This is a genomic window from Micromonospora sp. WMMD961, assembly GCF_029626145.1.
Lineage (GTDB): Bacteria > Actinomycetota > Actinomycetes > Mycobacteriales > Micromonosporaceae > Micromonospora.
Window position 1 is genome coordinate 317,620 of record NZ_JARUBJ010000002.1, and the last position, 19,815, is coordinate 337,434.

At 72.3% G+C, this 19,815-nt stretch carries 18 protein-coding genes and 1 pseudogene; 12 read left to right on the forward strand and 7 right to left on the reverse strand.

Annotated elements, in window-relative coordinates:
• Window positions 1-10: 10 nt before the first annotated feature.
• Complete coding sequence (locus tag O7614_RS01595; protein ID WP_278136724.1) at window positions 11-4,471, reverse strand: cation-translocating P-type ATPase; 4,461 nt, start codon at window positions 4,469-4,471, stop codon at window positions 11-13.
• A 160-nt stretch (window positions 4,472-4,631) separates the two neighbouring features.
• On the opposite strand from O7614_RS01595, the pseudogene O7614_RS01600 reads away from it, so the two are divergent.
• The 6 genes and pseudogenes from O7614_RS01600 to O7614_RS01625 all read left to right on the forward strand — a co-directional run bounded on the left by O7614_RS01600 (window position 4,632) and on the right by O7614_RS01625 (window position 8,872).
• Window positions 4,632-4,948: pseudogene (locus tag O7614_RS01600) on the forward strand (hypothetical protein).
• 58 nt (window positions 4,949-5,006) lie between these two features.
• Window positions 5,007-6,395, forward strand: a complete 1,389-nt coding sequence (locus tag O7614_RS01605; protein ID WP_278136726.1) for an MFS transporter — start codon at window positions 5,007-5,009, stop codon at window positions 6,393-6,395.
• 51 nt (window positions 6,396-6,446) lie between these two features.
• The gene (locus O7614_RS01610) at window positions 6,447-7,100 is read left to right on the forward strand and encodes a GAP family protein (RefSeq protein WP_278136727.1); all 654 of its coding nucleotides are present in this window, start codon (window positions 6,447-6,449) and stop codon (window positions 7,098-7,100) included.
• Window positions 7,101-7,213: 113 nt separating this feature from the next.
• Window positions 7,214-7,996, forward strand: coding sequence for an NAD(P)H-binding protein (locus tag O7614_RS01615; protein ID WP_278136728.1), 783 nt, complete (start codon window positions 7,214-7,216; stop codon window positions 7,994-7,996).
• A gap of 37 nt (window positions 7,997-8,033) precedes the next feature.
• Window positions 8,034-8,228 carry a hypothetical protein gene (locus O7614_RS01620; protein ID WP_278136729.1) on the forward strand — a complete coding sequence of 65 codons (195 nt, stop codon included), beginning with the start codon at window positions 8,034-8,036 and terminating at the stop codon, window positions 8,226-8,228.
• A gap of 95 nt (window positions 8,229-8,323) precedes the next feature.
• The gene (locus O7614_RS01625) at window positions 8,324-8,872 is read left to right on the forward strand and encodes a YbaK/EbsC family protein (RefSeq protein ID WP_278136730.1); all 549 of its coding nucleotides are present in this window, start codon (window positions 8,324-8,326) and stop codon (window positions 8,870-8,872) included.
• A 68-nt stretch (window positions 8,873-8,940) separates the two neighbouring features.
• On the opposite strand, the gene O7614_RS01630 is transcribed toward O7614_RS01625, so the two are convergent.
• Genes O7614_RS01630 through O7614_RS01645 form a run of 4 tightly spaced genes read right to left on the reverse strand, consistent with a single transcriptional unit; the run spans window position 8,941 to window position 12,314 of the window.
• Window positions 8,941-9,576: a DsbA family oxidoreductase gene (locus O7614_RS01630; RefSeq protein ID WP_278136731.1), complete on the reverse strand. Its 636-nt coding sequence runs from the start codon at window positions 9,574-9,576 to the stop codon at window positions 8,941-8,943.
• A gap of 20 nt (window positions 9,577-9,596) precedes the next feature.
• Window positions 9,597-10,025 carry a SufE family protein gene (locus tag O7614_RS01635; RefSeq protein WP_278136732.1) on the reverse strand — a complete coding sequence of 143 codons (429 nt, stop codon included), beginning with the start codon at window positions 10,023-10,025 and terminating at the stop codon, window positions 9,597-9,599.
• A gap of 35 nt (window positions 10,026-10,060) precedes the next feature.
• Window positions 10,061-10,486 carry a CBS domain-containing protein gene (locus tag O7614_RS01640; protein ID WP_278136733.1) on the reverse strand — a complete coding sequence of 142 codons (426 nt, stop codon included), beginning with the start codon at window positions 10,484-10,486 and terminating at the stop codon, window positions 10,061-10,063.
• A 58-nt stretch (window positions 10,487-10,544) separates the two neighbouring features.
• Window positions 10,545-12,314: a proline--tRNA ligase gene (locus O7614_RS01645; protein WP_278136734.1), complete on the reverse strand. Its 1,770-nt coding sequence runs from the start codon at window positions 12,312-12,314 to the stop codon at window positions 10,545-10,547.
• Window positions 12,315-12,488: 174 nt separating this feature from the next.
• Here O7614_RS01645 and O7614_RS01650 point away from each other — a divergent pair, with 174 nt between their 5' ends.
• From O7614_RS01650 to O7614_RS01675, 6 genes are all read left to right on the forward strand, one after another.
• The gene (locus O7614_RS01650; RefSeq protein WP_278136735.1) at window positions 12,489-13,019 is read left to right on the forward strand and encodes a SigE family RNA polymerase sigma factor; all 531 of its coding nucleotides are present in this window, start codon (window positions 12,489-12,491) and stop codon (window positions 13,017-13,019) included.
• Complete coding sequence (locus tag O7614_RS01655) at window positions 13,016-14,197, forward strand: hypothetical protein (protein WP_278136736.1); 1,182 nt, start codon at window positions 13,016-13,018, stop codon at window positions 14,195-14,197. The genes O7614_RS01650 and O7614_RS01655 overlap by 4 nt, the downstream gene beginning before the upstream one ends.
• A gap of 218 nt (window positions 14,198-14,415) precedes the next feature.
• Window positions 14,416-15,555 carry a hypothetical protein gene (locus tag O7614_RS01660; protein WP_278136737.1) on the forward strand — a complete coding sequence of 380 codons (1,140 nt, stop codon included), beginning with the start codon at window positions 14,416-14,418 and terminating at the stop codon, window positions 15,553-15,555.
• Window positions 15,556-15,792: 237 nt separating this feature from the next.
• The gene (locus O7614_RS01665; protein WP_278142111.1) at window positions 15,793-16,560 is read left to right on the forward strand and encodes an SGNH/GDSL hydrolase family protein; all 768 of its coding nucleotides are present in this window, start codon (window positions 15,793-15,795) and stop codon (window positions 16,558-16,560) included.
• Between the two features lie 2 nt (window positions 16,561-16,562).
• Window positions 16,563-17,009: a hypothetical protein gene (locus O7614_RS01670; protein ID WP_278136738.1), complete on the forward strand. Its 447-nt coding sequence runs from the start codon at window positions 16,563-16,565 to the stop codon at window positions 17,007-17,009.
• Window positions 17,010-17,100: 91 nt separating this feature from the next.
• Window positions 17,101-18,003: a sulfurtransferase gene (locus O7614_RS01675; protein ID WP_278136739.1), complete on the forward strand. Its 903-nt coding sequence runs from the start codon at window positions 17,101-17,103 to the stop codon at window positions 18,001-18,003.
• 76 nt (window positions 18,004-18,079) lie between these two features.
• Here O7614_RS01675 and O7614_RS01680 read toward each other — a convergent pair whose 3' ends face one another.
• Both O7614_RS01680 and O7614_RS01685 read right to left on the reverse strand, forming a co-directional pair.
• On the reverse strand, window positions 18,080-19,261 hold the full coding sequence (locus O7614_RS01680) for a hypothetical protein (RefSeq protein WP_278136740.1): 1,182 nt from the start codon (window positions 19,259-19,261) through the stop codon (window positions 18,080-18,082).
• Window positions 19,258-19,800: a SigE family RNA polymerase sigma factor gene (locus O7614_RS01685; protein ID WP_278136741.1), complete on the reverse strand. Its 543-nt coding sequence runs from the start codon at window positions 19,798-19,800 to the stop codon at window positions 19,258-19,260. The genes O7614_RS01680 and O7614_RS01685 overlap by 4 nt, the downstream gene beginning before the upstream one ends.
• Window positions 19,801-19,815 lie beyond the last annotated feature (15 nt).

Consider the following 19,815-nt stretch of genomic DNA (forward strand, 5'->3'; position numbering starts at 1 on the left):
GCAGCCTTGGTCAGTCCGTGTGCTCGACGTCGGGCGAGGGCTGGGCGGTGTCGGGTCGTGCCTCCGGCAGGTGTTCCATCAGCTTGGTGAGCGCGCCGTTGGCGAAGGTGGCGCCCAGCGCCGAGCCGGCCCCGATGGTCCAGCCGACCGGCCCGAGCGGCGTACAACCGAAGAACTGGCTCACCCCCGGCGTCTGTACTACCACGACCAGCACCCCCAGCGACGCCGCCGTGGACGCCAGCACGGTCGGGCTGGTGCCCCCGGCCAGGATGGTCTGCCCGAGCTGGGTGCCGACCAGGGACACCAGGGCGACGGTTCCGGCCCGCTGACGACGTCCGGTGTACCGGGCCAACGTCCAGCCCACGGTCGCGCCCAGCGTGGTGGCTGTCGCCCGCAGCCCGATCTCCCTGGTGAGGCTCTCCCCGAGCGCCGCGTCCGGGCCCTCCCGGAGCAGCCTGTCGGTGCGGTCCGACGCGGGTGGCCGGACCGCGATGGCCAGCGCCGGCGCCAGGTCGGTGAGCAGGTTGACCAGCAGCAGTTGTCGCCCGGTGAGCGCGGAACGACCGGTCGCCGCGGCGGTGAGCACGCTGAACGCGATCTCGCCCAGGTTGCCGCCGACCAGGATGCTGAGCGCGTGGCGCACCGACGACCACATCGCCCGCCCCTCCACCAGGGTCGCGATGATGGTCTCCAAGCGGTCGTCGGTGACCACCAGGTCGGCGGCGGCACGCGCCGCCGGGGTACCCCGTTGGCCGAGGGCGATGCCGACGTCGGCCAGCCGGATCGCCGGAGCGTCGTTGGCCCCGTCGCCGGTCATCGCGACGGTCCGCCCGCACTTCTGCAACGCCTGGATGATCCGCACCTTGTGGGCCGGCGTGCAGCGAGCCACCACGTCGGTGTTGGCCAGCCGGTCAGCGAGCGCGTCGTCCTCCAACTGGTCGAGTTCACCGGCGGTGACCACGCGCTGCTCGTCGTGATCGCTGATGGTGGCGGCGATCGCCTCGGCGGTGGCCGGATGATCGCCGGTGATCATGATGGTGTGCACGCCGGCCTGCCGGATCCGGCGCACCGCCGGGGCGGCGCTCTCCCGAACCCCGTCCGCGAGGGCCAGGAAGCCCACGAAGGTCAGCCCTCGCACGCCGGAGTCGGTCACCTTCGGGTCGTCCACCGCGCATTCCGCGACGGCCAGGATCCGATTTCCCGCCCCGGCCCGGTCGGCGAGCATCCGCTCCAGCTCCGCGCGCCCGGCGTCGTCCAGCGGCTGCTGGCTGCCGTCCATGCGCCGTGCCGAACAGCGCGGCAGCACCGTCTCCGGAGCACCCTTGACACTCAACAGCAGGTGGCCGTCGGTCTCGCCGATGCTCGCGTGGTAGCCGCGGGACGGCTCGAACGGAAGCCCGCCGGCGGCCCGCCAACCGGGAGCGCCGGTCTGCTCCACCACCCCGGCCTCCCCGGCACCCCGCCGGACCGCCCGGTCGGTCTGCAACGCCAGCTCCTCCGGGTTCGCCGCGGCGGGAGTGGCCCGCAGCGCCGCGGCCAGCGTCATCTGGAGTCGGTCGTCCAGCCGGTCCACCGGGGCGTACCGGTCGCCGGCGCTGTCACCGACACCGGCCAGCAGCAACTGCCCCTCGGTGAGGGTGCCGGTCTTGTCGAAGCAGAGCACGTCCACCCGGCCCAGCGCCTCGATGGTGCGCGGGTTGCGGACCAACGCGCCGTGCTCGGCGAGGCGTCGGGCGGCGGCCAGCTGCGCCGCACTCACCAGGAACGGCAGCCCTTCCGGCACCGACGCCACGGCGAGGTTCGCGGCGGTCGCCGCCGTCTCGGCCAGGGGTACGCCCCGAAGCAGCCCCGCGCCCGCCACCGCCACCGCGGAGCCGGCGGCCAACGGGATGGCCATGCTGGTCAGCGATCCGAGCCGGGCTTCCACTCCACTGGCCGGCGGTGCCTGCTTGACCAGGGCGAGGCTACGGCCGGATTCGGTGTCCGAGCCGGTCGCCACCACGACGGCAGTGCCGTGCCCGGCGGCGACTGTCGTTCCCTCGTAGAGCATCGAGTGTCGGTCCGCGATCGCGGCGGCCACCACCGGCCGGTTGGACTTCGCGACCGGCAACGACTCGCCGGTCAACGACGATTCGTCCGCCTCCAGGCCCACCGATTCGAGCACCCGGCAGTCGGCGGGAACCGAGTCGCCCGGTTCGAGGGCGATGACGTCTCCGAGGACCAGGTCTCCGGCCGCGACCACCTGCTCGGCCCCGTCGCGACGGACCCGTGCGGTCACCGCCGAACGGGACAGCAACTCCGCCAGCGACCGTTCCGTGTTCCGTTCGTGCACCGCGCCGATCAGCGCGGAGCCACCGACCACGCTGCCCACCAGCGCGGCGTCGACCAACGATCCGAACGACGCGGAGAGCACCGCCCCGGCCACCAGCACCGGGGTGAGCGGGTTGGACAACTCGTCCACGAAGGCCCGCAGCAGCCCACCGCTCCCCGGTCCGGCATCGCCGTTTCCGCCGGTGCCCTGGTGCCGGCGCTGCGCCTCCGCGCTGGCCAGTCCGTCCGGCGTGGTGCGCAGGTGGTCGAGCACTGTGCCGACGGGCATCAGGTGCCAGGCGGTCGTGACCGGTGCCGGGGTGTCCGACTGGTCGTGCAACCGGCGGGCCTGCCAGACCCCGTTCGCGAAGGCCAACCCGGCCGCGCCGTTCACCGCGACGAGCGACCGGCCGGGCAGTTCGGTCGGCGGGGCCGTGAACGCGCCCAGCGCTCCGAGACCGGTGCCGGCCATGGCGAGTCGGATGTTCTGCTGGGCCGTACGCCGAGCCACCCCGGTCGCCTCGATCACCAGGGTCACCACCCGCAGGTCGGCACCGACCAACAGGTGCGCGCCCCACGGCGGCAGGTCCTCCGGCGTGGCGAACCCGAGACCGCAGTCGGACGCGCCGAGCGCCCTGCGGTTCGCGGAAAGGAGCATCACCACCGCACCGTCGCGCTGCAACGCGCGTACCGACTCGGCCAGCCGGTCCCCACCGGGCAGCATCGCGTCGGCGAAGCCGTACCGCTCCTCGTCACCGCCCGCGACGACCAGTCGCAGGCCGGCCTGCCGCGCGGCGGCCGGCAGTCCGGCGACACCGGGTGCGGGTTCCGGCTCGACCCGCAACAGGGCGGCGAGTCGGTCACCGTGGGCGAGGCCGAGCAGTTGGCCGCCGGCCGAGCGCAGTCGATCGCCGTCCGGGACGTTGTCGGGATCGTGAGCTGGCATCTGGTCCAGCGGTCCGAGCTGCCAGCCGTCCGACCTCCGGAAGGCGGCCGGATCGTCGGGGTCGAACAGCGCGAAGGCCCGCTCCGCCACCTGGTCGACGTCCGCTCCGGTCGCCGGTGCCAGATCAGCCAGTACGCCCCGATCCGAGCCGAGCACCGCAGCGTCCAGCACGAGCGTGTCGATCCGGTCCAACTCCCGCAGCACACTGCGGTCCATCGCGATCACCCCGCGCCGGGCCAGCATCCTGCCGAGTTGGGCGGCGTACCCCTCGCGTCCGCTGCCGGGCGCCTTCGGTAGCGCGGACAGGCCCAGCGCGGCGGCCCGCTTGCGCCCGGCGACGGGCACCGCCGCCGCACCGGCCGCCGTGCCGGCGGCGAGCATCCGATTGATGTACCGCTCGACCGGGCCGTGCGGCTTCGGTCGGGGACGGTCGACTACCGGCCACCGGGCGACGGCGCGCTCGGGGTCGCCGGTCAACCGCGGTTCGGCGCTCTCCCAGGCGGAGAGCTGGGCCCGGTCCTCGCCCCACTGCACGAGACGTTGGGCGCCGTCGAGGACGATGCCGTTCCAGCGGCCGGTCAGGCCCTGCACCACCGCCTCGGCCAGGGGAAAGAGGACCTCCGCGCGCGGGTCGGAGCGCAACGTCTTGCCGAGGAGCGCGTGCAGCTTCGGTTGCAGGTCGACCGCCGACAGCGCGCCGGCCACCTCACCGGGTAACGGTGCGAACGGCAGGACCCGGGTGGCCGCCCAGAGGGTCAGACCCAGCGCGTCCGACGCGAGCGCGCCGAGGGTGCGCGGGTTGCGTGGGCCTTCCTCGGGCGGGTGTGGGGGTGGGATCTCGGGGTCGGGCTCGTGGTCGCAGGTCCGCTCGACCCGGCTGATCGTGGCGATGAGGTCACCCAGATCCGGTTCGGGGGCCTGCACGGCCACCACCACCCGCCCGGATGGGGCGTTCACCCTGGCCCAGGCCACCCCGGGCATCCGCTCCAGCGCGCCCTCCACCTGCCGGGCGAGCTGGTCGCCGCCATCCTGGCACACGCCGTGCACCTCGATGTGGTGCCGACCGGGTCGGGACCAGACCCGACGCCGGGCGAGCCCGACCGACCGGGCGAGTCGGGTCGCGGCCGACCCGACGGTCCGGGACGCCGCGCCGACAAGGTGTGGCACGCCGAAGGACGGCAGGATACGGCCGGCAGCGCGACCCGCCGCCGTCATCGAGGCGTACGGCTGGACGGGCGCCGGCCCGGCTTCCTGTTGTTGCTGGTGCTGACCTTGGCCATCTTGTCCTCCCACGCCGCACGTCCGGCGGCCTGGCTTCCCGACCTGACGTCCGTTATGCCCCCTGAGTGGCGGAACTTTGTGTCGAGGCCGGCGCATGGACGGGGTGGGGCGTGGAATCCGACGACCATCACCGGACACGGGGAGGCCGGAATGAGCACGCTGACGCGACACCTCAACGGCTCGCACGAGAACGTCCAGATGTACCAGCGACGAGTCGAGCTGCCGATGCTGGGTGAGGTGGCGGTGCCGCCACCGGACAAGGTCGTCTACTACGCCGGGCTCGGGGTGTTGGCTGCTCTCCAAGTCATCGAGTGGCCGATCGCTCTGGTGATCACCGCCGGTCACCTGCTGGCAGACCAGCATTTTTCCGGCCTGGTACGCGGGGTCGGGGAGGCGTTGCAGGACGCCTGACGAGAGCCAGGTCACCGGCGATTGACCTCAATCCGGGTTGAGGTCGCATGCTCGGTGCATGCCGAGCACAGTCGCCCCCGCCACACCCACCGCGGCCGGGCTGTTCGCGCCCCGGCTGCGAGCGATGACGGTGGGCAGCGTCGCGCTGATCTCGTTGCTCGCGTTCGAGGCGTTGGCAGTCGGTACGGCGATGCCGACCGTCGCCCGCAGCCTGGACGGGCTGGCGCTGTACGGGATCGCGTTCGGCGGGCCCTTCGCGACGGGTGTGCTGGCCATGGTCGTGTCCGGCATCTGGTGCGACGCCCGGGGGCCTCGGGGACCGATGTGGCACGGCGTCGCATGGTTCGTGGTGGGGTTGCTGATCGCCGGAACCGCGCCCGTGATGAGTGCGCTGGTCGTCGGGCGGGCAGTGCAGGGTTTCGGCTCCGGGCTGCTCTCGGTGGCGCTCTACGTGATCGTCGGGCAGGCGTACCCCCAGGAGCTGCACCGGAAGATCTTCGCGGCGTTCGCGGCGGCGTGGGTCGTACCGTCGCTGGTGGGGCCTGCGGTCGCCGGCCTGATCGTGCAGTACCTGGGCTGGCGGTGGGTTTTCCTGGCGGTCCCGGCGGTGGCCGTGCCGGCGGTCCTGCTGATCCATCCGGGCCTTCGGTCGCTGGGTCGGAGTGCGGCGACCGGTCCGCCGGCCGGTGCGGCGGAGCGGATCGGGTGGGCGTGCGGTGCCGCGCTGAGTGCCGCGCTGCTGCACATCGGGGGTCAGCAGCGCGGCACCTCCGCCATCGTGTTGATCGTCATCGCCGTGGTCGGCCTGCTGGTCTGCGCCCCGCGCCTGCTGCCGGCCGGCTTCCTCACGGCGGCGCGCGGGCTGCCGACAGTCGTCGGTCTGCGCGGTCTGGCGTCGGCGGCGTTCGTCGGCGCCGAGGTCGTCATCCCGTTGATGCTCTCCCGGGAGCGGGGCTTCTCGCCGACTGCGGCCGGGCTGGTCCTCACGGTCGGCGCGTTGGCCTGGTCGGTGGGCTCCTGGTTGCAGGGTCGGATTCCGGTGCCGATCTCCCGGGCCAGCCTGCCGCGCGCCGGGCTGACCTGCATCACCGTCGGCACCGCCGCGGTGGCGCTGGCCGTCCGGCCGGAGCTGCCGGTGAGTGTCGCCGTGGTCGGCTGGGCGGTCGCCGGCCTCGGCATGGGCTTGCTCTACCCGTCGTTGTCGGTGCTCACCCTGGAGCTGTCCGCCCCGGGTGAGCAGGGTCGTAACAGTTCCTCGCTGCAACTGGGCGACTCTCTCTTCGCGGCGACCGTGCTGGCGCTGACCGGGGCCGTGCTGGCGGCGGGCGGCGCGCCCGGCCCGGCGAGTTACACGCTGACTCTGGTGGTGGCGGCGGCTCTCGCGCTGCTCGGGGCGTTGCTGGCCGGCCGGGTCGTGGTGGGTGGGAGCACGCGACCGCTCGGGTGATCCGGGGAAACGGCCGCATCCGAACCGGTCGGGACGGGAGGATGACGGGCGATGAACTTCCTGACCATCCTGCCGCTCGCCGTGGTGATGGTCGCCGGGTCCCAACTGGTCGTGGCGGTCTTCCTCGCCTCGTCGAACCGGCCCCGGGCGGCGTCGCTGGGCTTCCTCGTCGGCGCCGGGCTGGTGGTCGGGGCCGGAGTGACGGTGAGCTGGCTGTTGACCCGTTGGGTGGGCGGCCTGGCCGCCGACGCCAGTGCCGTCGCCGGCAAGGTCGATCGCGGTCCCGCCATCGACCTGGTGGTTCTCGCACTGCTGGTCAGTCTGGCCGTGGTGGTGTGGGTCAGGCGCAACCGGTCCGGGCCACCGAGATGGCTGGGAAGCATCGAACGTGCCGAACCCCGTCAGGCGGTGCGACTGGGCGCGTTGCTCTTCGTGGTGACACCGACGGACGACCTGACCATGGCCGCCGTCGGCGCGAGCGTGGCCCGGCACAACCTGCCGTGGTGGCACCTGGTGCCGTTCGTGCTGCTCACCGTTCTTCTGCTCGCGCTGCCCCTGCTCGCGTTGCTGCTGCTCGGGGACAGGGCGGCGCGGGCGCTGACCCGGATGCGGGAATGGGCCGAGGGGCACGCCTGGATCGTCAACGAGATCGTGATCGCGTTCTTCGCGTTGCTGACCGTGCTGGACCTGATCCGTTCCGGGTGAGCCGCCGCACTCCCGGTCACGGGGGCGCCGCCTGTGCCGTCGACACCGGTGGGCCCGACGGCTCATCGAACGGGCAGGTGTGCCGCGGTTCGCGGCCGGAGCAGGAGGATGGGATGAGGGTTCTGGTCACCGGAGCGGGCGGTCGCCTGGGGCGTGCAATGCTCGCCCGGCTGCGCGACGACGGTGTCACAGTCCGGGCCACCAGCCGACAGTGGCGTACCGACTCCGAGGTCGAGTGGGTGGTGGCGGACCTCGCGACGGGCGATGGGCTGGACGAGGCGGTGGCCGGGGTGGACGCCGTGCTGCACCTGGCGTCCGCCCCGCAGGGCGGGCAGACCTACCAGGTGGACGTGCTGGGTACCCGCCGGCTGGTGGTGGCCGCCGGTGCCGCCGGGGTGGGACACCTCGTCTACATCTCGATCGTCGGGGTGGACCGGGTGCCGATCCCGTACTACCGGCACAAGCTCTCCGCCGAACAGGTGGTGGCGGCCGGACCGGTGCCGTGGTCGGTGCTGCGGGCCACCCAGTTCCCGCAGTTCCTCGACGACCTGCTCACCACCAGCTCGCGGTTGGGGCCGGTGATCGGGGACCGGGCGGTGCTCGCCCAACCGGTCGATCCGGGCGAGGTGGCGGCGCGGTTGGCGGCTCGGCTGGTCGCTGGTCCGCTGGGCGGCATCGAGGAGTTCGGCGGGCCGCAGGTGCTCCGCTTCGACGAGGCGGTACGGGCGTGGCGGGAGGCCCGAGGCTCGCGCCGACCGCTGCTGCCGGTGCGGATCCCCGGCCGACTCGGTCGTGAGTTGCGCGCCGGGGGTCTCGTCACCGAGGCAGTGCCCCGGGGCGTCCGTACCTGGGCCGACCACCTCGCTGACACGTACGGGGGAACCGACCGGAGATGAGAGCAACAACGGTTCACGTTCGTCTTACGGTGGCGCCATGTTCGCTGTCGTCACCACGGTGATCCTCTACGTCTTCGGATTCGTCTTCCTCTATGGCGTGATCCGGCTGGGTGTCCGCCACGCGCTGGAGGACCTGGAGTTGCAACGGGCCAAGGCCAGGCGTGAGGAGGAGTTGGCGGCTGCCCGCGACCGCTCCTTCATGCGCGACAACGCGTTCCTCGCCGGCAGTTGAGTACTGGCGCGGTCCGGCCCGGGCCGGTGGTGTCGCGGGACGGCTCGGGAGCCGCCGGGCGATTCGGCAGCACGGATGCGAGGATCGCACCCGTGATGGGAACGCTGAAGACCGAACCGGCCCGCGCACGCCTCGACCTGCTCGCCCCGCCCGTGGCGGAGGCCATCGCGCAGTGGCCCGCCGACGCGCCGGTGGACGTCAACGACGTGCTGGTGGCGCCGATCGACGCCGACCTCGCCGACACGGCCGCATTCTGCGAGGCGTACGAGGTGGGGTTGGACGTGTCGGCCAACTGCGTCGTGGTGGCCGGCAAGCGGGACGGTGTGGTGCGTTACGCGGCCTGCATCGTCCTGGCCACCACTCGGGCCGACGTGAACGGGGTGGCCCGCCGGACGTTGGACGTCCGTAAGGCGAGCTTCGCGCCGATGGCCGACGCGGTCGAGCTGACCGGCATGGAGTACGGCGGCATCACCCCGATCGGGCTGCCGGCGCAGTGGCCGATCCTGGTCGACTCGCGGGTGATCGCCACCCCGCACGTGATCGTCGGATCGGGCGTACGGCACAGCAAGATCGCACTGCCGGGGCCGGCGTTGGGAGCGCTGCCCGGCGCTCAGGTGGTGGAAGGCCTGGCCAAGCCGGCCTGACCAGCAACCGACATCGATGTTGTTGCACGTGAAACATCGTGATCATCGATGTCGGTTGCCGTGTCGGCTCAGTGGGCCGCGGCTTCGCGTTGCTCGACCTCGGCGAACGCGGCGAGCAGCGTCTGCACCTCCTGCGCGCCGGATACCGCGTACTTTCCGGCCAGGACGAACGTCGGCACGCTGGTGATGCCGAGGCCCCGAGCGGTGGCGAGCTGGGCCTCGACGTCGGCGACGCGCTCGTCGGAGTCGAGGAATCGTCGTGCGTCGGCCGGATCGAGGCCGATGTCACCGGCCAGCGCGGCCAGCGCCTCCCGGGAGCCGACGTCGACGCCGTGGTTGAAGTGCGCCTGGTAGAGCGCCTCCACCATCTCGGCCGCCCGACCGTGGTCGGTGGCGTAGGAGACCAGCCGGTGCGCGTCGAAGGTGTTCGCGATCACCGCGCGGTCGTAGTCCAGTCGGAGACCGTCAGCCGCCGCGACCTGGGTCACGTGGTCGACCATCTGCCGGGCGCGCTCCGGGCCGCCGAACTTGCCAGCCAGCGCCTCCACCAGCGGAAGAGGCTCGGGGACCGGCGACGGGTCGAGCTGGAACGGCCGGTAGTGGACCGTCACCTCACCCTCGTAGCTGGCGAGGGCCTCGTCCAGGCGGCGCTTGCCGATGTAGCACCACGGGCAGATCACGTCCGCGTAGATCTCGATCTCCATGATCGTTGGCAACCTCGCGGTCAGTCGAGTTGTTCCCGGATCTGCCGCTTGAGACGCCCCAGGATCGCCGTGCCGCCGCGAATCCGCAGAGGGCTGATCGCCTGCGCCAGCCCCATCCGCTGATAGAGGTCGTCCGGCACGGCGAGCACCTGCTCGGCGCTCGCGCCCGCGAGCCCTTCGGCGAGGATCCCGGCGAACGCCCGGGTGGTCGGCGCTTCCGGTGGGCAGTCGAAGAGCGTCGCCACGGTGCCGTCCGGGGTCACCTTGGCACGCAGGAAGAACGATGTCTGACACTCGGGCACCTGCTCCATGCCCTCGCGTTCGACGGTGCCCTCCGGCAGCACCGGGATGACGTCCGCGTACTCCAGGAGCATCTCCAGCACCAAATCGCGCGGCGCGGCGGCGAACTCGTCAACGATCTCGGCCAGTCGGGCCGGCATGTCAGCCATGCGTCGAGGCTACCGCCGTCGTGCCGGGGCCCCGGTCACACGGTGGGTGACTGCTCGCTGATCTCGCTGAGCGCGCTGGTGGGGTCGAGCTGCATGGCCAGATCGCCGAGCGAGACGATCCCCACCAGCTTGCGATCGGTGTCACAGACCAGCACCCGCCGGATGCCCCGGTCCCGCATGAGCGCCGCCGCCTCACTCGCCGTGCAGTGCTGCTCGATCATGACGACCTCGCGGGTGACGATCGAGCCGATGGTGGTGGCCGCAGGGGAGCTGTTCTCCGCCACGGCCCGCACCACGATGTCCCGGTCGGTGAGCATGCCGGCGAGGCTGGCACCTTCGGTGACCACCACGTCGCCGATGTCGGCCTCCTTCATCACCCTGGCCGCCTCGTCCAGGGTGGTTTCGGCCGGCAGGTACACGACCTGTTTGGTCATCACGTCACTGACCCGGTACTCGGTCATGAGAGCCTCTCCGAAGATGTTTCCACCGATCCGACAGCACTACCCCGTGACGCGGTAGTTACACCAGGTTTCCCCGCTCCCGGCGCACCTCCTGGACGAGCCGCTCCACCAGACCTTCCAGCGGTAACTCGGAGCGCCCGTCGCCGGCCCGCTCGCGCAGCTCGACGTACCCGTCGGCGAGTCGGCGGCCGACCACGACGGCCCGGGGGATGCCGATCAGCTCGGCGTCGGTGAACTTCACCCCGGCCGAGACGTGCGTGCGGTCGTCGACCAGCACCCGCAGGCCGGCGGTGGCGAGACGCCCGCCGAGCTCCAGCGCCGCGTCGAGCTGCGGGCCCTTGCCCGCGACCACCAGGTGTACGTCGCACGGCGCGATCGCCGCCGGCCAGACCAGCCCGCGGTCGTCGTGGTGCTGCTCGGCGACCGCCGCCACCGCCCGGGACACCCCGATGCCGTAGCAACCCATGGTCGGCCGGACCGGCTTACCGGCGGGCCCGAGCACGTCGACCGCGAAGGCGTCGGTGAACCGGCGGCCGAGCTGGAAGATGTGCCCGATCTCGATGCCCCGCCGGATGGTCAGCTCACCGTCGCCGCAGTCCGGGCAGGGGTCACCGGCCCGCACCTCGGCCGCCTCGATCGTGCCGTCCGGGGTGAAGTCCCGCCCGCAGACCACAGCGGTCGCGTGGCGGCCCGGCTCGTTCGCCCCGGTCAACCAGGCCGAGCCGATCACCACCCGAGGATCGACCAGGTAACGGATGCCCAGCTTGTCGAGCAGTTGCGGCCCGATGTAGCCGCGGATCAACTCGGGATGCTCGGCCCACTCCTCGAAGACGGCCACCTGGGCGGGGTGCAGGGCGGCGCCGACCCGCTTGAGGTCGACCTCCCGGTCACCGGGCAGCCCGATCACCAGAGGCTCGGCCCGGTCCGCGCCCGGCTGACGGACGGACAACACGACGTTCTTCAGGGTGTCGGCGGCGGTCCAGCCGTCCCGACCGCCCAACCGGCGGGCGTTCGCCAGCTCCACCAGGCTGGCGATCGTCGGTGTCTCCGGTGTGTCGTGCACCTCGACGGGAGGCTGCCCGGTCGGGTCTCCGGCAGCCGGTGCCCGGGTGACCACCGCTTCGGTGTTGGCCGCGTAGTCGCAGGCGGTGCAGCCGACGTAGGTGTCCTCGCCGACCGGTGTCGCCGCCAGGAACTCCTCCGACGCGGAGCCACCCATCGCGCCGGACATCGCGTGCACCACCGTGTAGTCGAGACCCAACCGGTCGAAGATCCGCCGGTACGCCGCACGATGCCGCGCGTACGCGTCCCGCAGCCCCGCCTCGTCCAGGTCGAAGGAGTACGCGTCCTTCATCAGGAACTCCCGGCCGCGCAGCAGCCCGGCCCGGGGCCGCGCCTCGTCCCGGAACTTCGTCTGCACCTGGAACAGCGTCACCGGGAAGTCCCGGTACGACGTGAACAGGTCCTTGACCAGCAGCGCCGCCATCTCCTCGTGGGTGGGCGCCAACAGGTGCTCGGCACCGCGCCGGTCGGCGAGGGTGAAGATGTCGTCGCCGTACTCCGTCCACCGGCCGCTGGTCCGGTAGGGCTCGGCGGGCAGCAGCGCCGGGAAGTGCACCTCCTGGTCGCCGATCGCGATCAGCTCGTCGCGGACCACCTCGGTGATCCGGTCCAGCACCAACGTGCCCAGCGGCAGCCAGGTGTAGCCGCCCGGTGCGGCGCGTCGGACGTAGCCGGCACGCAGCAGCAGCCGATGGCTCGGCACCTCCGCGTCGGCCGGATCCTCGCGCAGGGTCCGCAGCAACAGGGTCGACATGCGTAGCAGCATGGGCGCAGCCTAGGACCGTGCCGGCCGACCGGGCGACCCAATTCGGGTGATTCCGGAGACGTGGGGCGGTGGATGCTGTGCGGGCATCGCGGCGGCAACCATCGCCGCGGCCGCTCGCGTCTGGGAAGGCAGCACCTCACCCCCCCCGCCTCACTACCCGAAGGATCGGCCCGTGTGGACCCTCTGCTGAGTGAGTTCGACTCGTTCGTCCGTACCCGCACGCCGGCGTTGCTGCGCTCGGCCTACCTGCTCACCGGTGACCAGCACCTGGCCGAGGACCTCGTCCAGTCGGCCCTGGCCCGAACCCACCGGTCCTGGAACCGGCTGCACCACAGCGGCAACGCCGAGGCGTACACCCGCAAGACCATGTACCACCTGCAGGTGTCCTGGTGGCGACGACGCCGGATACCCGAGTCGATGCCGGGCGACCTGCCCGAGCCACGCGGAGGCGGCTCGGCCCCGGACCACGCCCACCAGACCAGCCTGCGGCTCACTCTCCGGGCCGCGTTGGCGAAGCTCTCCCCGAAACAGCGTGCCGTGCTGGTGCTGCGGTTCTTCGAGGACCGCACCGAGGTGGAGACCGCCGACCTGCTCGGGGTCACCGTGGGCACGGTGAAGAGCCAGACGGCGAAGTCGCTGGCCAAGCTGCGCGTTGTCGCGCCCGAACTCGCCGAGCTGTACGTCCTGGAAGGAAGCGCCCGATGAACGACCAGCGCCTCCGGCTCGATCTGACCGAGCTGGCCGAGGAGGTCACCGTGGTCGACCTGCGGGACCGGACCCTGCGTACGTCCCGAAGGCTCGGTATCCAACGGGCGGTGGCCACGTCGGCCGCCGCGCTGGTGCTGATCGCGGCGGCGGCCGGCACCGCCCTGGCCGTTCGGCCCGATCAGTCCCCGCCCCCACTGCCCGCCGACACCCCGTCGGTCACGGCGACGCCGACGCCGTCAGCCGACCCGACGCCCTCCACCAGCACCAGCGGTGCACCCGGCTCGCCGCCCAGTAGCGGGTCCAGCACGAGCACGTCGACGGTGAACGTCGGCAAGCTTTTCTACGGGCCCGCCGGAATCACCGGCGCCCAGAAGGTGAACCTGCGGTCCTGGCGCCCCGGCGACAACCCGGTACGACTGCTGGCGCTGCCCGAACTCGCGTTGAAGGGCAATGTGAGCGTCTCACCGGACGGCGGCCGGGTGGCCTGGGTGGAGAGCGACGACAGCAGCGAACAGACTCTCTTCGTCGCCGACGTCGACGGCTCCGACAAGCAGCAGATGCGGCCGTACGTTGATGATCAGTGCCTCACCCCGGTGTGGTCACCGGACGGACGTCACCTGCTGTTCCGTGCGGTCGAGGCGATGGGTGGGGGCGGCCGGTCCGGCGTGCTGGACACCCGCAGCGCCAAGAAGACGGTCACCTGGTGGACCGAGCAGCCGGGCGGCTGCCACGCCCTCTGGTCGGCGGACGGTCGGACCATCGCCCTGACCAGCGACGGCGGCGTCACGCTCTATGGCACGGACGGCACGAAGAAACGAGTCGTTCCGGGCTTCTCCGCCGACGGCTGGCGTAGCAACGACATCGCCAGCCTGTCCCCGGACGGCTCCCGGATGGCGCTGCTCCGCAGGACGCCAGGCGAGGACGCCGGTGACGTCGGTCGTGAGCTGTGGGCCAACGCCGTAGTGGACACCCGCAGCGGGAAGGAGGTCGTGTTGCCGTTGGGTGGACGCGAGCTGCGGCAGGTGTACTTCCAGTCCGACGGGTCGATGGTCGTCCGGGTCAAGGCCGGCAGCGGGTACGCCGTCCTGTTGGTGGACGAGGACGGCAAGAAGCTCTCCGAGACCGCCGAGCCGGCGGCCCTGAAGGACATGCAGATCCTGGCCGTCGTGTCCTGACGACCAGCACGGCGAAGGGCGGGTCACCTCCGGGTGGCCCGCCCTTCCGCGGTCTCCGAACCGTCGTTGATCACGGTCGGTCACCTGCGGAAATGGTTGCCGGTGCGGCCGGATCTCACTGTCGGATAGCGGCATCCGGCGGCGGCAACTCACCGCGACCGGGGGCTCGTCTTGGGTGGTGTCCCGCTCGGCAGCGAACTCCATGAAGGAGTAACACCATGAACCTCGGCCCGTTCACCCAGCCCGCCCGTCTCACCGCCCCGGCCCGTCGCTACGGCGTCCTCGCCGGCACGGCAGCCCTGCTGTTCCTGACGGTCGGTGTCGCGGCCTGCGGCTCCGGCAGCCCGGACAGCGCGTCCGCTCCCGCCACGACCGGTGGTGCCTCCCCGACGGTCAGCAGCACCTCGGAGGCCGGGTCCGGCGGTTCCGGGTCCGGCGGGCAGCCGGTGGATGCGGCACCCGCCGTCGCGTCGGCCGGTCCGGCCGTCGGCTCGTCCCAGTGGCCGCAGCTGACCTGGTACACCGCCCAGGAGCACGGCGCGGCGAAGAACGCTCCGGCGCGGATCTCGCGGCGTACCTCGGATGGAAGCTGGCAGGTGGTGCGTGAGGGTCGCCCGGGCAACGGCACGGCCGCCGGGCAGATCGCCGTCGCGCCGGACGGCCGGCGGGCCGCGTGGGTCGAGGCGTCCGCCAAGCGGCTGGTGATCAGCGACTTCGCCGGCACGAACCAGCGTGCCGTCCCGACACAGGGCCAGCAGACCTGCGACCCGAGCTGGCTCGACTCTGACCGGGTGCTGTTCGGCCTGGGCCGGGAGAAGGACTGGACCGTGATCGTCGTCAATGCCGACGGCACCGGCCGGAAGGTGGTCGCCACCCGGCAGGCGAGCTGCCCGACGGTGTCCGGTGGGTGGATCGCCCAGTTCACCGACCGGGCGGTGGACGTCCGCGACGAGCGGGGCGGCCTGCGCACGATCAGTCCCCGTATCCCCTCCGACCTCGTCGTCGACGGGGTGGCCGGGGTTTCCCGTGACGGTCGGTCCCTGGTGATCAGCACCCACGTGCCCAACGCCGGTGAATGCGGATGCGGTTGGCGGTTCCGCACCTACCGGGTGGACGCCACCAGCGGGAAGGCCACCGAACTGACTCCGCTCGAGCGGGCCTGGAGCGAGCCGACCGGCCACGGCCAGGCCGTCGAGGCGGTCGCCCTGGCCGACGGCGGCCTGGTGGTCCAGGTCAACACCGCGACGCCGGCGGACGACGCCCCGGCGTACCGGTTGGTCCGCTACGGCGTGGACGGCCGGGTGCAGGCCAGCGCGACGGTTCCGGCTGGTCAGCCGTGGGGCGGCCTGCTGGGTTGAGCCATCAGGTGGACGTCCACCGGTACGACGAGGGACCGGCTGCTCACGGGGGCGGCCGGTCCCTCCTGTCGATCCGGCCGCCAACCGGCTCCGGTGAAGTCGCGTTCCCGTGCGGCGCGGTGGGGGCCGCGTGGCTGACCCATGACGTCCGCCACGTCCGCCGTTCGGGGCGGTGCCGGTGGTGCCTCCGGTGACAGACTGGTCGCCGCAGGCAACGAGTGGCGTAAGGGGGCGCAGGTGCGCTGGCGCAGTTTTGTCGCGGTCGGGGACAGCTTCACCGAGGGCATGGACGACGCCTACCCGGACGGCAGCTACCGGGGCTGGTCCGACCTGGTGGCGACCCGGCTGGCCGCCGAGGCGGGCCCGGACTTCCGGTACGCGAACCTGGCCATCCGGGGTCGGCTCTTCCCCTCGGTGGTCGCCGAGCAGGTGCCGGCGGCGGTGGCGATGAAGCCCGACCTGATCAGCTTCGCGGCCGGCGGCAACGACGTGCTGCGCCGCACCTTCGACCCGGACACGCTGGTCGCCCGCTTCGACGAGGTGGTCCGGCAACTGCGTTCGGGCGGCGCGGACGTGCTGCTGTTCCGGTTCGCCGACGTGATGGCCCGGCTGCCCGGCCAGCGGCTCGTCGCTCCCCGGGTGCAGTTGCTCAACCAGGCGGTCGGCGAGACCGCCGAGCGGCACGGCGCGATCATGGTCGACCTGTACGCCGACGACACCTTCCTCAACCCGATGCTCTGGAGCACCGACCGGCTGCACCTCTCCGCGGCCGGGCACCGGCGGGTCGCGGGGCAGGTGTTGAACGCACTGGGGGTGGGTTGCGACGAGGAGTGGCTGATGGTCCCGCCGCACCCGGCGCCGTCGCCGTGGCTGGCCGCTCGCGCCGCCGACCTGCGGTGGGCCGGTCAGCACCTCGCGCCGTGGGTGAAGCGGCGGCTCACCGGCCGGTCGTCCGGCGACACGGTGACGGCGAAGCGCCCGCTACTCGGGCCCATCGTCGACTGAGCATGCTCACCCTGCACACCGCGACGCTGCTGTGGCGCGACCGGGCCGGCGAGGCGGTGCCGGAGCACGCCGTACTCGTGAGCGGTGACCGGATCGAGGCCGTTGGGCCGCTGGCCGAGCTGACTGCGGCGTACCCGGGCGTTCGGCTGCGCCGTTGGCCCGGCACCTTGGGGCCGGGTCTGCGGCACGACGGCCCGCTGCCGGCGGCGCCCACCCCGCGCGAGCGGGTGCACGCGCTGTTGCGCAACGGGGTGACGGCGGTGCTGGCCGAGCACCTGACCGACCTGCCGCTGCGCGCCGCCGTCGACAGGAGCGACGTACTGGTGCTGCCCGGCGCGGTGTCGGCGGTGCTGCTTCCGGGCCGGCGCGCCGACTTCGCGGTCCACGGTGTCGACGGTGTCTGCCTGGTGACCGTGGTCGCCGGTCGGATCGTCCACCGCCGCGCCTGAACGGCACCGCCAACGTTCCCCGCGCCACATGTGTCGTTCCCGATGCTCGATGGCGGGCCGTCCGGCCGCGTTGCGGCGTAGTTTGGGGATCATGTCTGTGCCGAGCGATCCCGATCCCCGCCTCCAGTCGTACGCGGACCCGCAACGGCTGGTCACCACCGAGTGGCTGGCCGAGCACCTGGGCGACGAGGGCCTCGTCGTCGTCGAGTCCGACGAGGACGTGCTGCTCTACGAATCCGGTCACATCCCCGGTGCCGTGAAGGTCGACTGGCACCTGGAGCTGAACGACCAGGTGACCCGGGACTACCTGGACGCGAAGAGCTTCGCCGAGCTGTGTGCCGCGAAGGGCATCGGCCGGGGCGACACCGTCGTCTTCTACGGCGACAACTTCAACTGGTGGGCCGCGTACGCCCTCTGGGTGTTCTCGCTCTTCGGCCACGCCGACGTGCGGCTGCTCGACGGCGGTCGGCAGAAGTGGATCGCCGAGGGTCGCGAGGTGACCCGCGACAAGCCGACTCGACCGCGTGCCGACTACCCGGTGCCGCTGCGCGACGACGCGCCGCTGCGCGCCTACCGCGAGCAGGTCATGGCGCACATCGCCGCCGGCCGCCCGCTGGTCGACGTCCGATCGCCGGGTGAGTACACCGGCGAGACGCTGCACATGCCGGACTACCCGCAGGAGGGCGCGCTGCGTGGCGGGCACATCCCGGGTGCGGTGAGCAAGCCGTGGAAGTCCGCCGCCAACGACGACGGCACCTTCAAGTCCGCCGACGAGCTGAAGGCGATCTACGCCGACCAGCTCGGGCTCAGCCCGGACGACGACGTGATCGCGTACTGCCGGATCGGTGAGCGGTCCAGCCACACCTGGTTCGTGCTGCGGCACCTGCTGGGCTACCCGCAGGTGCGCAACTACGACGGGTCGTGGACCGAGTGGGGCAACCTGGTCCGGGCACCCGTGGTGAAGGGCGACCAGCCCGGCGGCCTCGCCGCCTGACTGGCACTGCGGCCTCGCCGCCTGAGCAGTTGTTCCCGTTCCCGCGCGACCTTGACGGGCCGCGCGGGGACGGTGTTCAGCCGGCCAGCGCCACCACGCCGGGCAGATCGCGGAGCACGCCGGTGACCTCGCCGGTCTCCGGGTGCCAACGTGCCACGCCGTTCGGTTGCAGGCGGAGCAGCACGGCACCCTTGTTGTCCCAACCCAGCACTTCGCAGCAACCCTTCCACCGGTCCCGGCCGACGTCGAGTACGTGCGCCACGGCACCGGTCCGGGCGTCCAGCACGACCACCCCCTCGGCGCCCTGCATCTCGCTGCTGGTGATCCACGCCGCGCGGGCGAGTCGCTCGCCGTGCAGCCAGCCCCGGCCGTAGAACTCGTGGACCTGGTACGGCACCGGCAGCGCGTCTCCGCTGATCCGCTGTTCGGAGCGGATCGTTCCCTCGCGGGCGGTCCGGCTGCGCAGCGTCAGGCCCCCCTGCTCGCCGATCACCTCGATCAGCGCCGCCTCTCGCCCGGCGGCCGGATCGGGTGCGATCATGTCCCAGGGCGACACGTCGATCTCGTTGGCCTTGCCGGTGTCCCGGTCCACCGCGTAGGTCCGGCGGTCACCGCCGACGAGTACCCGGTCACTCGCCCAGACCACCAGCTCCAGGTAGCCGTCGAGCGGAACCCGGCGCACGGCCGCCGTGGTGAGGTCGACCATGATCAGCTCGTTGGGCTGCGCGAACGCGGCCGACCTGCCGTCCGGCGACAGCACGCCCGGCTTCACGGCGGGCGCCTGGTTGCCGCCCACGTCCCGGGTGGGCGCGAGCGTCACCACGTCGAGACTGCGCACCACGCCGTCATTGCCGAGCACCCGGACCGGACCGTCCTCGTGATACTCCTCGTCCAAGGGCTGGAACAGCGCCAGCGCCCGCTGGACCGGTCGCTCGGAGAGCCGCACGGTCGCCGGGTTGGTGAGTCGGGCCAGCGGATCGGGTGGGAAGGGCAGGTCGGTGGGGACTCGCGCCACCGGCCCCGCGTGGGTGGGTTCGACGGTCGGCGCCACCGACTGGTCCGGTGGCGGATCTCCAGGCGGTCGTAGGGCGGCGACCGTGCCGCCGCCGACCAGTGCGACGGCCAGGGCGACAGCACCGACGGCCCGTCGGGTACGCCGGGTGCGCCGCGCGCGGTCCCAGCTGGCCGTCGCGGGCTGGCTGGGCAGCACGTCCTCGACACTGACGGTCAGCAGTCGACGCAGCTCCTGCTCGTTCACGGGTTCACCTCCACACCTGTGGTCGCCGCTCCGTCGCCCGGTCGGGTGTCCAGGGCGAGGTCCGGGGCCACTTCACGGAGCCGGCGCAGGGCGGCGTGGCACTGGCTCTTCACGGTGCCGACCGTCACTCCGAGCGCTTCCGCGGTGGCGACCTCGGTCAGGTCCTCGTAGTAGCGCAGCACCAGGACGGCCCGCTGCCGGGCCGGCAGCAGACCCAGCGCGTCGTGCAGCGTGAGTCGCAACGCGCCGTCCCGGTCGAGTGCCACCTGTTCCGGCGGGGCGGCGCTGAGCCATTCGCGGCGACGGCGACGCCACCACGACACCGAGTCCCGGTAGAGGATCGTCCGGACGTACGCGGAGGGGTCGGCGTTGCGGACCGAAGCCCATCGCAGCGCCAGCTTCAGCAGGGCGTCCTGGAGCAGGTCTTCGGCCTGGTGGCGGTTGCCGCAGATCAGGTACGCCGCGCGGAGCAGCCGGTGTTGGTGGCTCTCCACGAAGGCGAGGTAGCCGTCGCGCCCGTCGTCACCCTTGGGTGCCATCCGCCCTCCTCCCGG

Bases quoted from the DNA above. Each gene is read 5' to 3' on its own strand.
- O7614_RS01595 (WP_278136724.1), bottom strand. From the start codon at position 4,471: ATGACGGCGGCGGGTCGCGCTGCCGGCCGTATCCTGCCGTCCTTCGGC.
- O7614_RS01605 (WP_278136726.1), top strand. From the start codon at position 5,007: ATGCCGAGCACAGTCGCCCCCGCCACACCCACCGCGGCCGGGCTGTTC.
- O7614_RS01610 (WP_278136727.1), top strand. From the start codon at position 6,447: ATGAACTTCCTGACCATCCTGCCGCTCGCCGTGGTGATGGTCGCCGGG.
- O7614_RS01615 (WP_278136728.1), top strand. From the start codon at position 7,214: ATGAGGGTTCTGGTCACCGGAGCGGGCGGTCGCCTGGGGCGTGCAATG.
- O7614_RS01620 (WP_278136729.1), top strand. From the start codon at position 8,034: ATGTTCGCTGTCGTCACCACGGTGATCCTCTACGTCTTCGGATTCGTC.
- O7614_RS01625 (WP_278136730.1), top strand. From the start codon at position 8,324: ATGGGAACGCTGAAGACCGAACCGGCCCGCGCACGCCTCGACCTGCTC.
- O7614_RS01630 (WP_278136731.1), bottom strand. From the start codon at position 9,576: ATGGAGATCGAGATCTACGCGGACGTGATCTGCCCGTGGTGCTACATC.
- O7614_RS01635 (WP_278136732.1), bottom strand. From the start codon at position 10,025: ATGGCTGACATGCCGGCCCGACTGGCCGAGATCGTTGACGAGTTCGCC.
- O7614_RS01640 (WP_278136733.1), bottom strand. From the start codon at position 10,486: ATGACCGAGTACCGGGTCAGTGACGTGATGACCAAACAGGTCGTGTAC.
- O7614_RS01645 (WP_278136734.1), bottom strand. From the start codon at position 12,314: ATGCTGCTACGCATGTCGACCCTGTTGCTGCGGACCCTGCGCGAGGAT.
- O7614_RS01655 (WP_278136736.1), top strand. From the start codon at position 13,016: ATGAACGACCAGCGCCTCCGGCTCGATCTGACCGAGCTGGCCGAGGAG.
- O7614_RS01660 (WP_278136737.1), top strand. From the start codon at position 14,416: ATGAACCTCGGCCCGTTCACCCAGCCCGCCCGTCTCACCGCCCCGGCC.
- O7614_RS01670 (WP_278136738.1), top strand. From the start codon at position 16,563: ATGCTCACCCTGCACACCGCGACGCTGCTGTGGCGCGACCGGGCCGGC.
- O7614_RS01675 (WP_278136739.1), top strand. From the start codon at position 17,101: ATGTCTGTGCCGAGCGATCCCGATCCCCGCCTCCAGTCGTACGCGGAC.
- O7614_RS01685 (WP_278136741.1), bottom strand. From the start codon at position 19,800: ATGGCACCCAAGGGTGACGACGGGCGCGACGGCTACCTCGCCTTCGTG.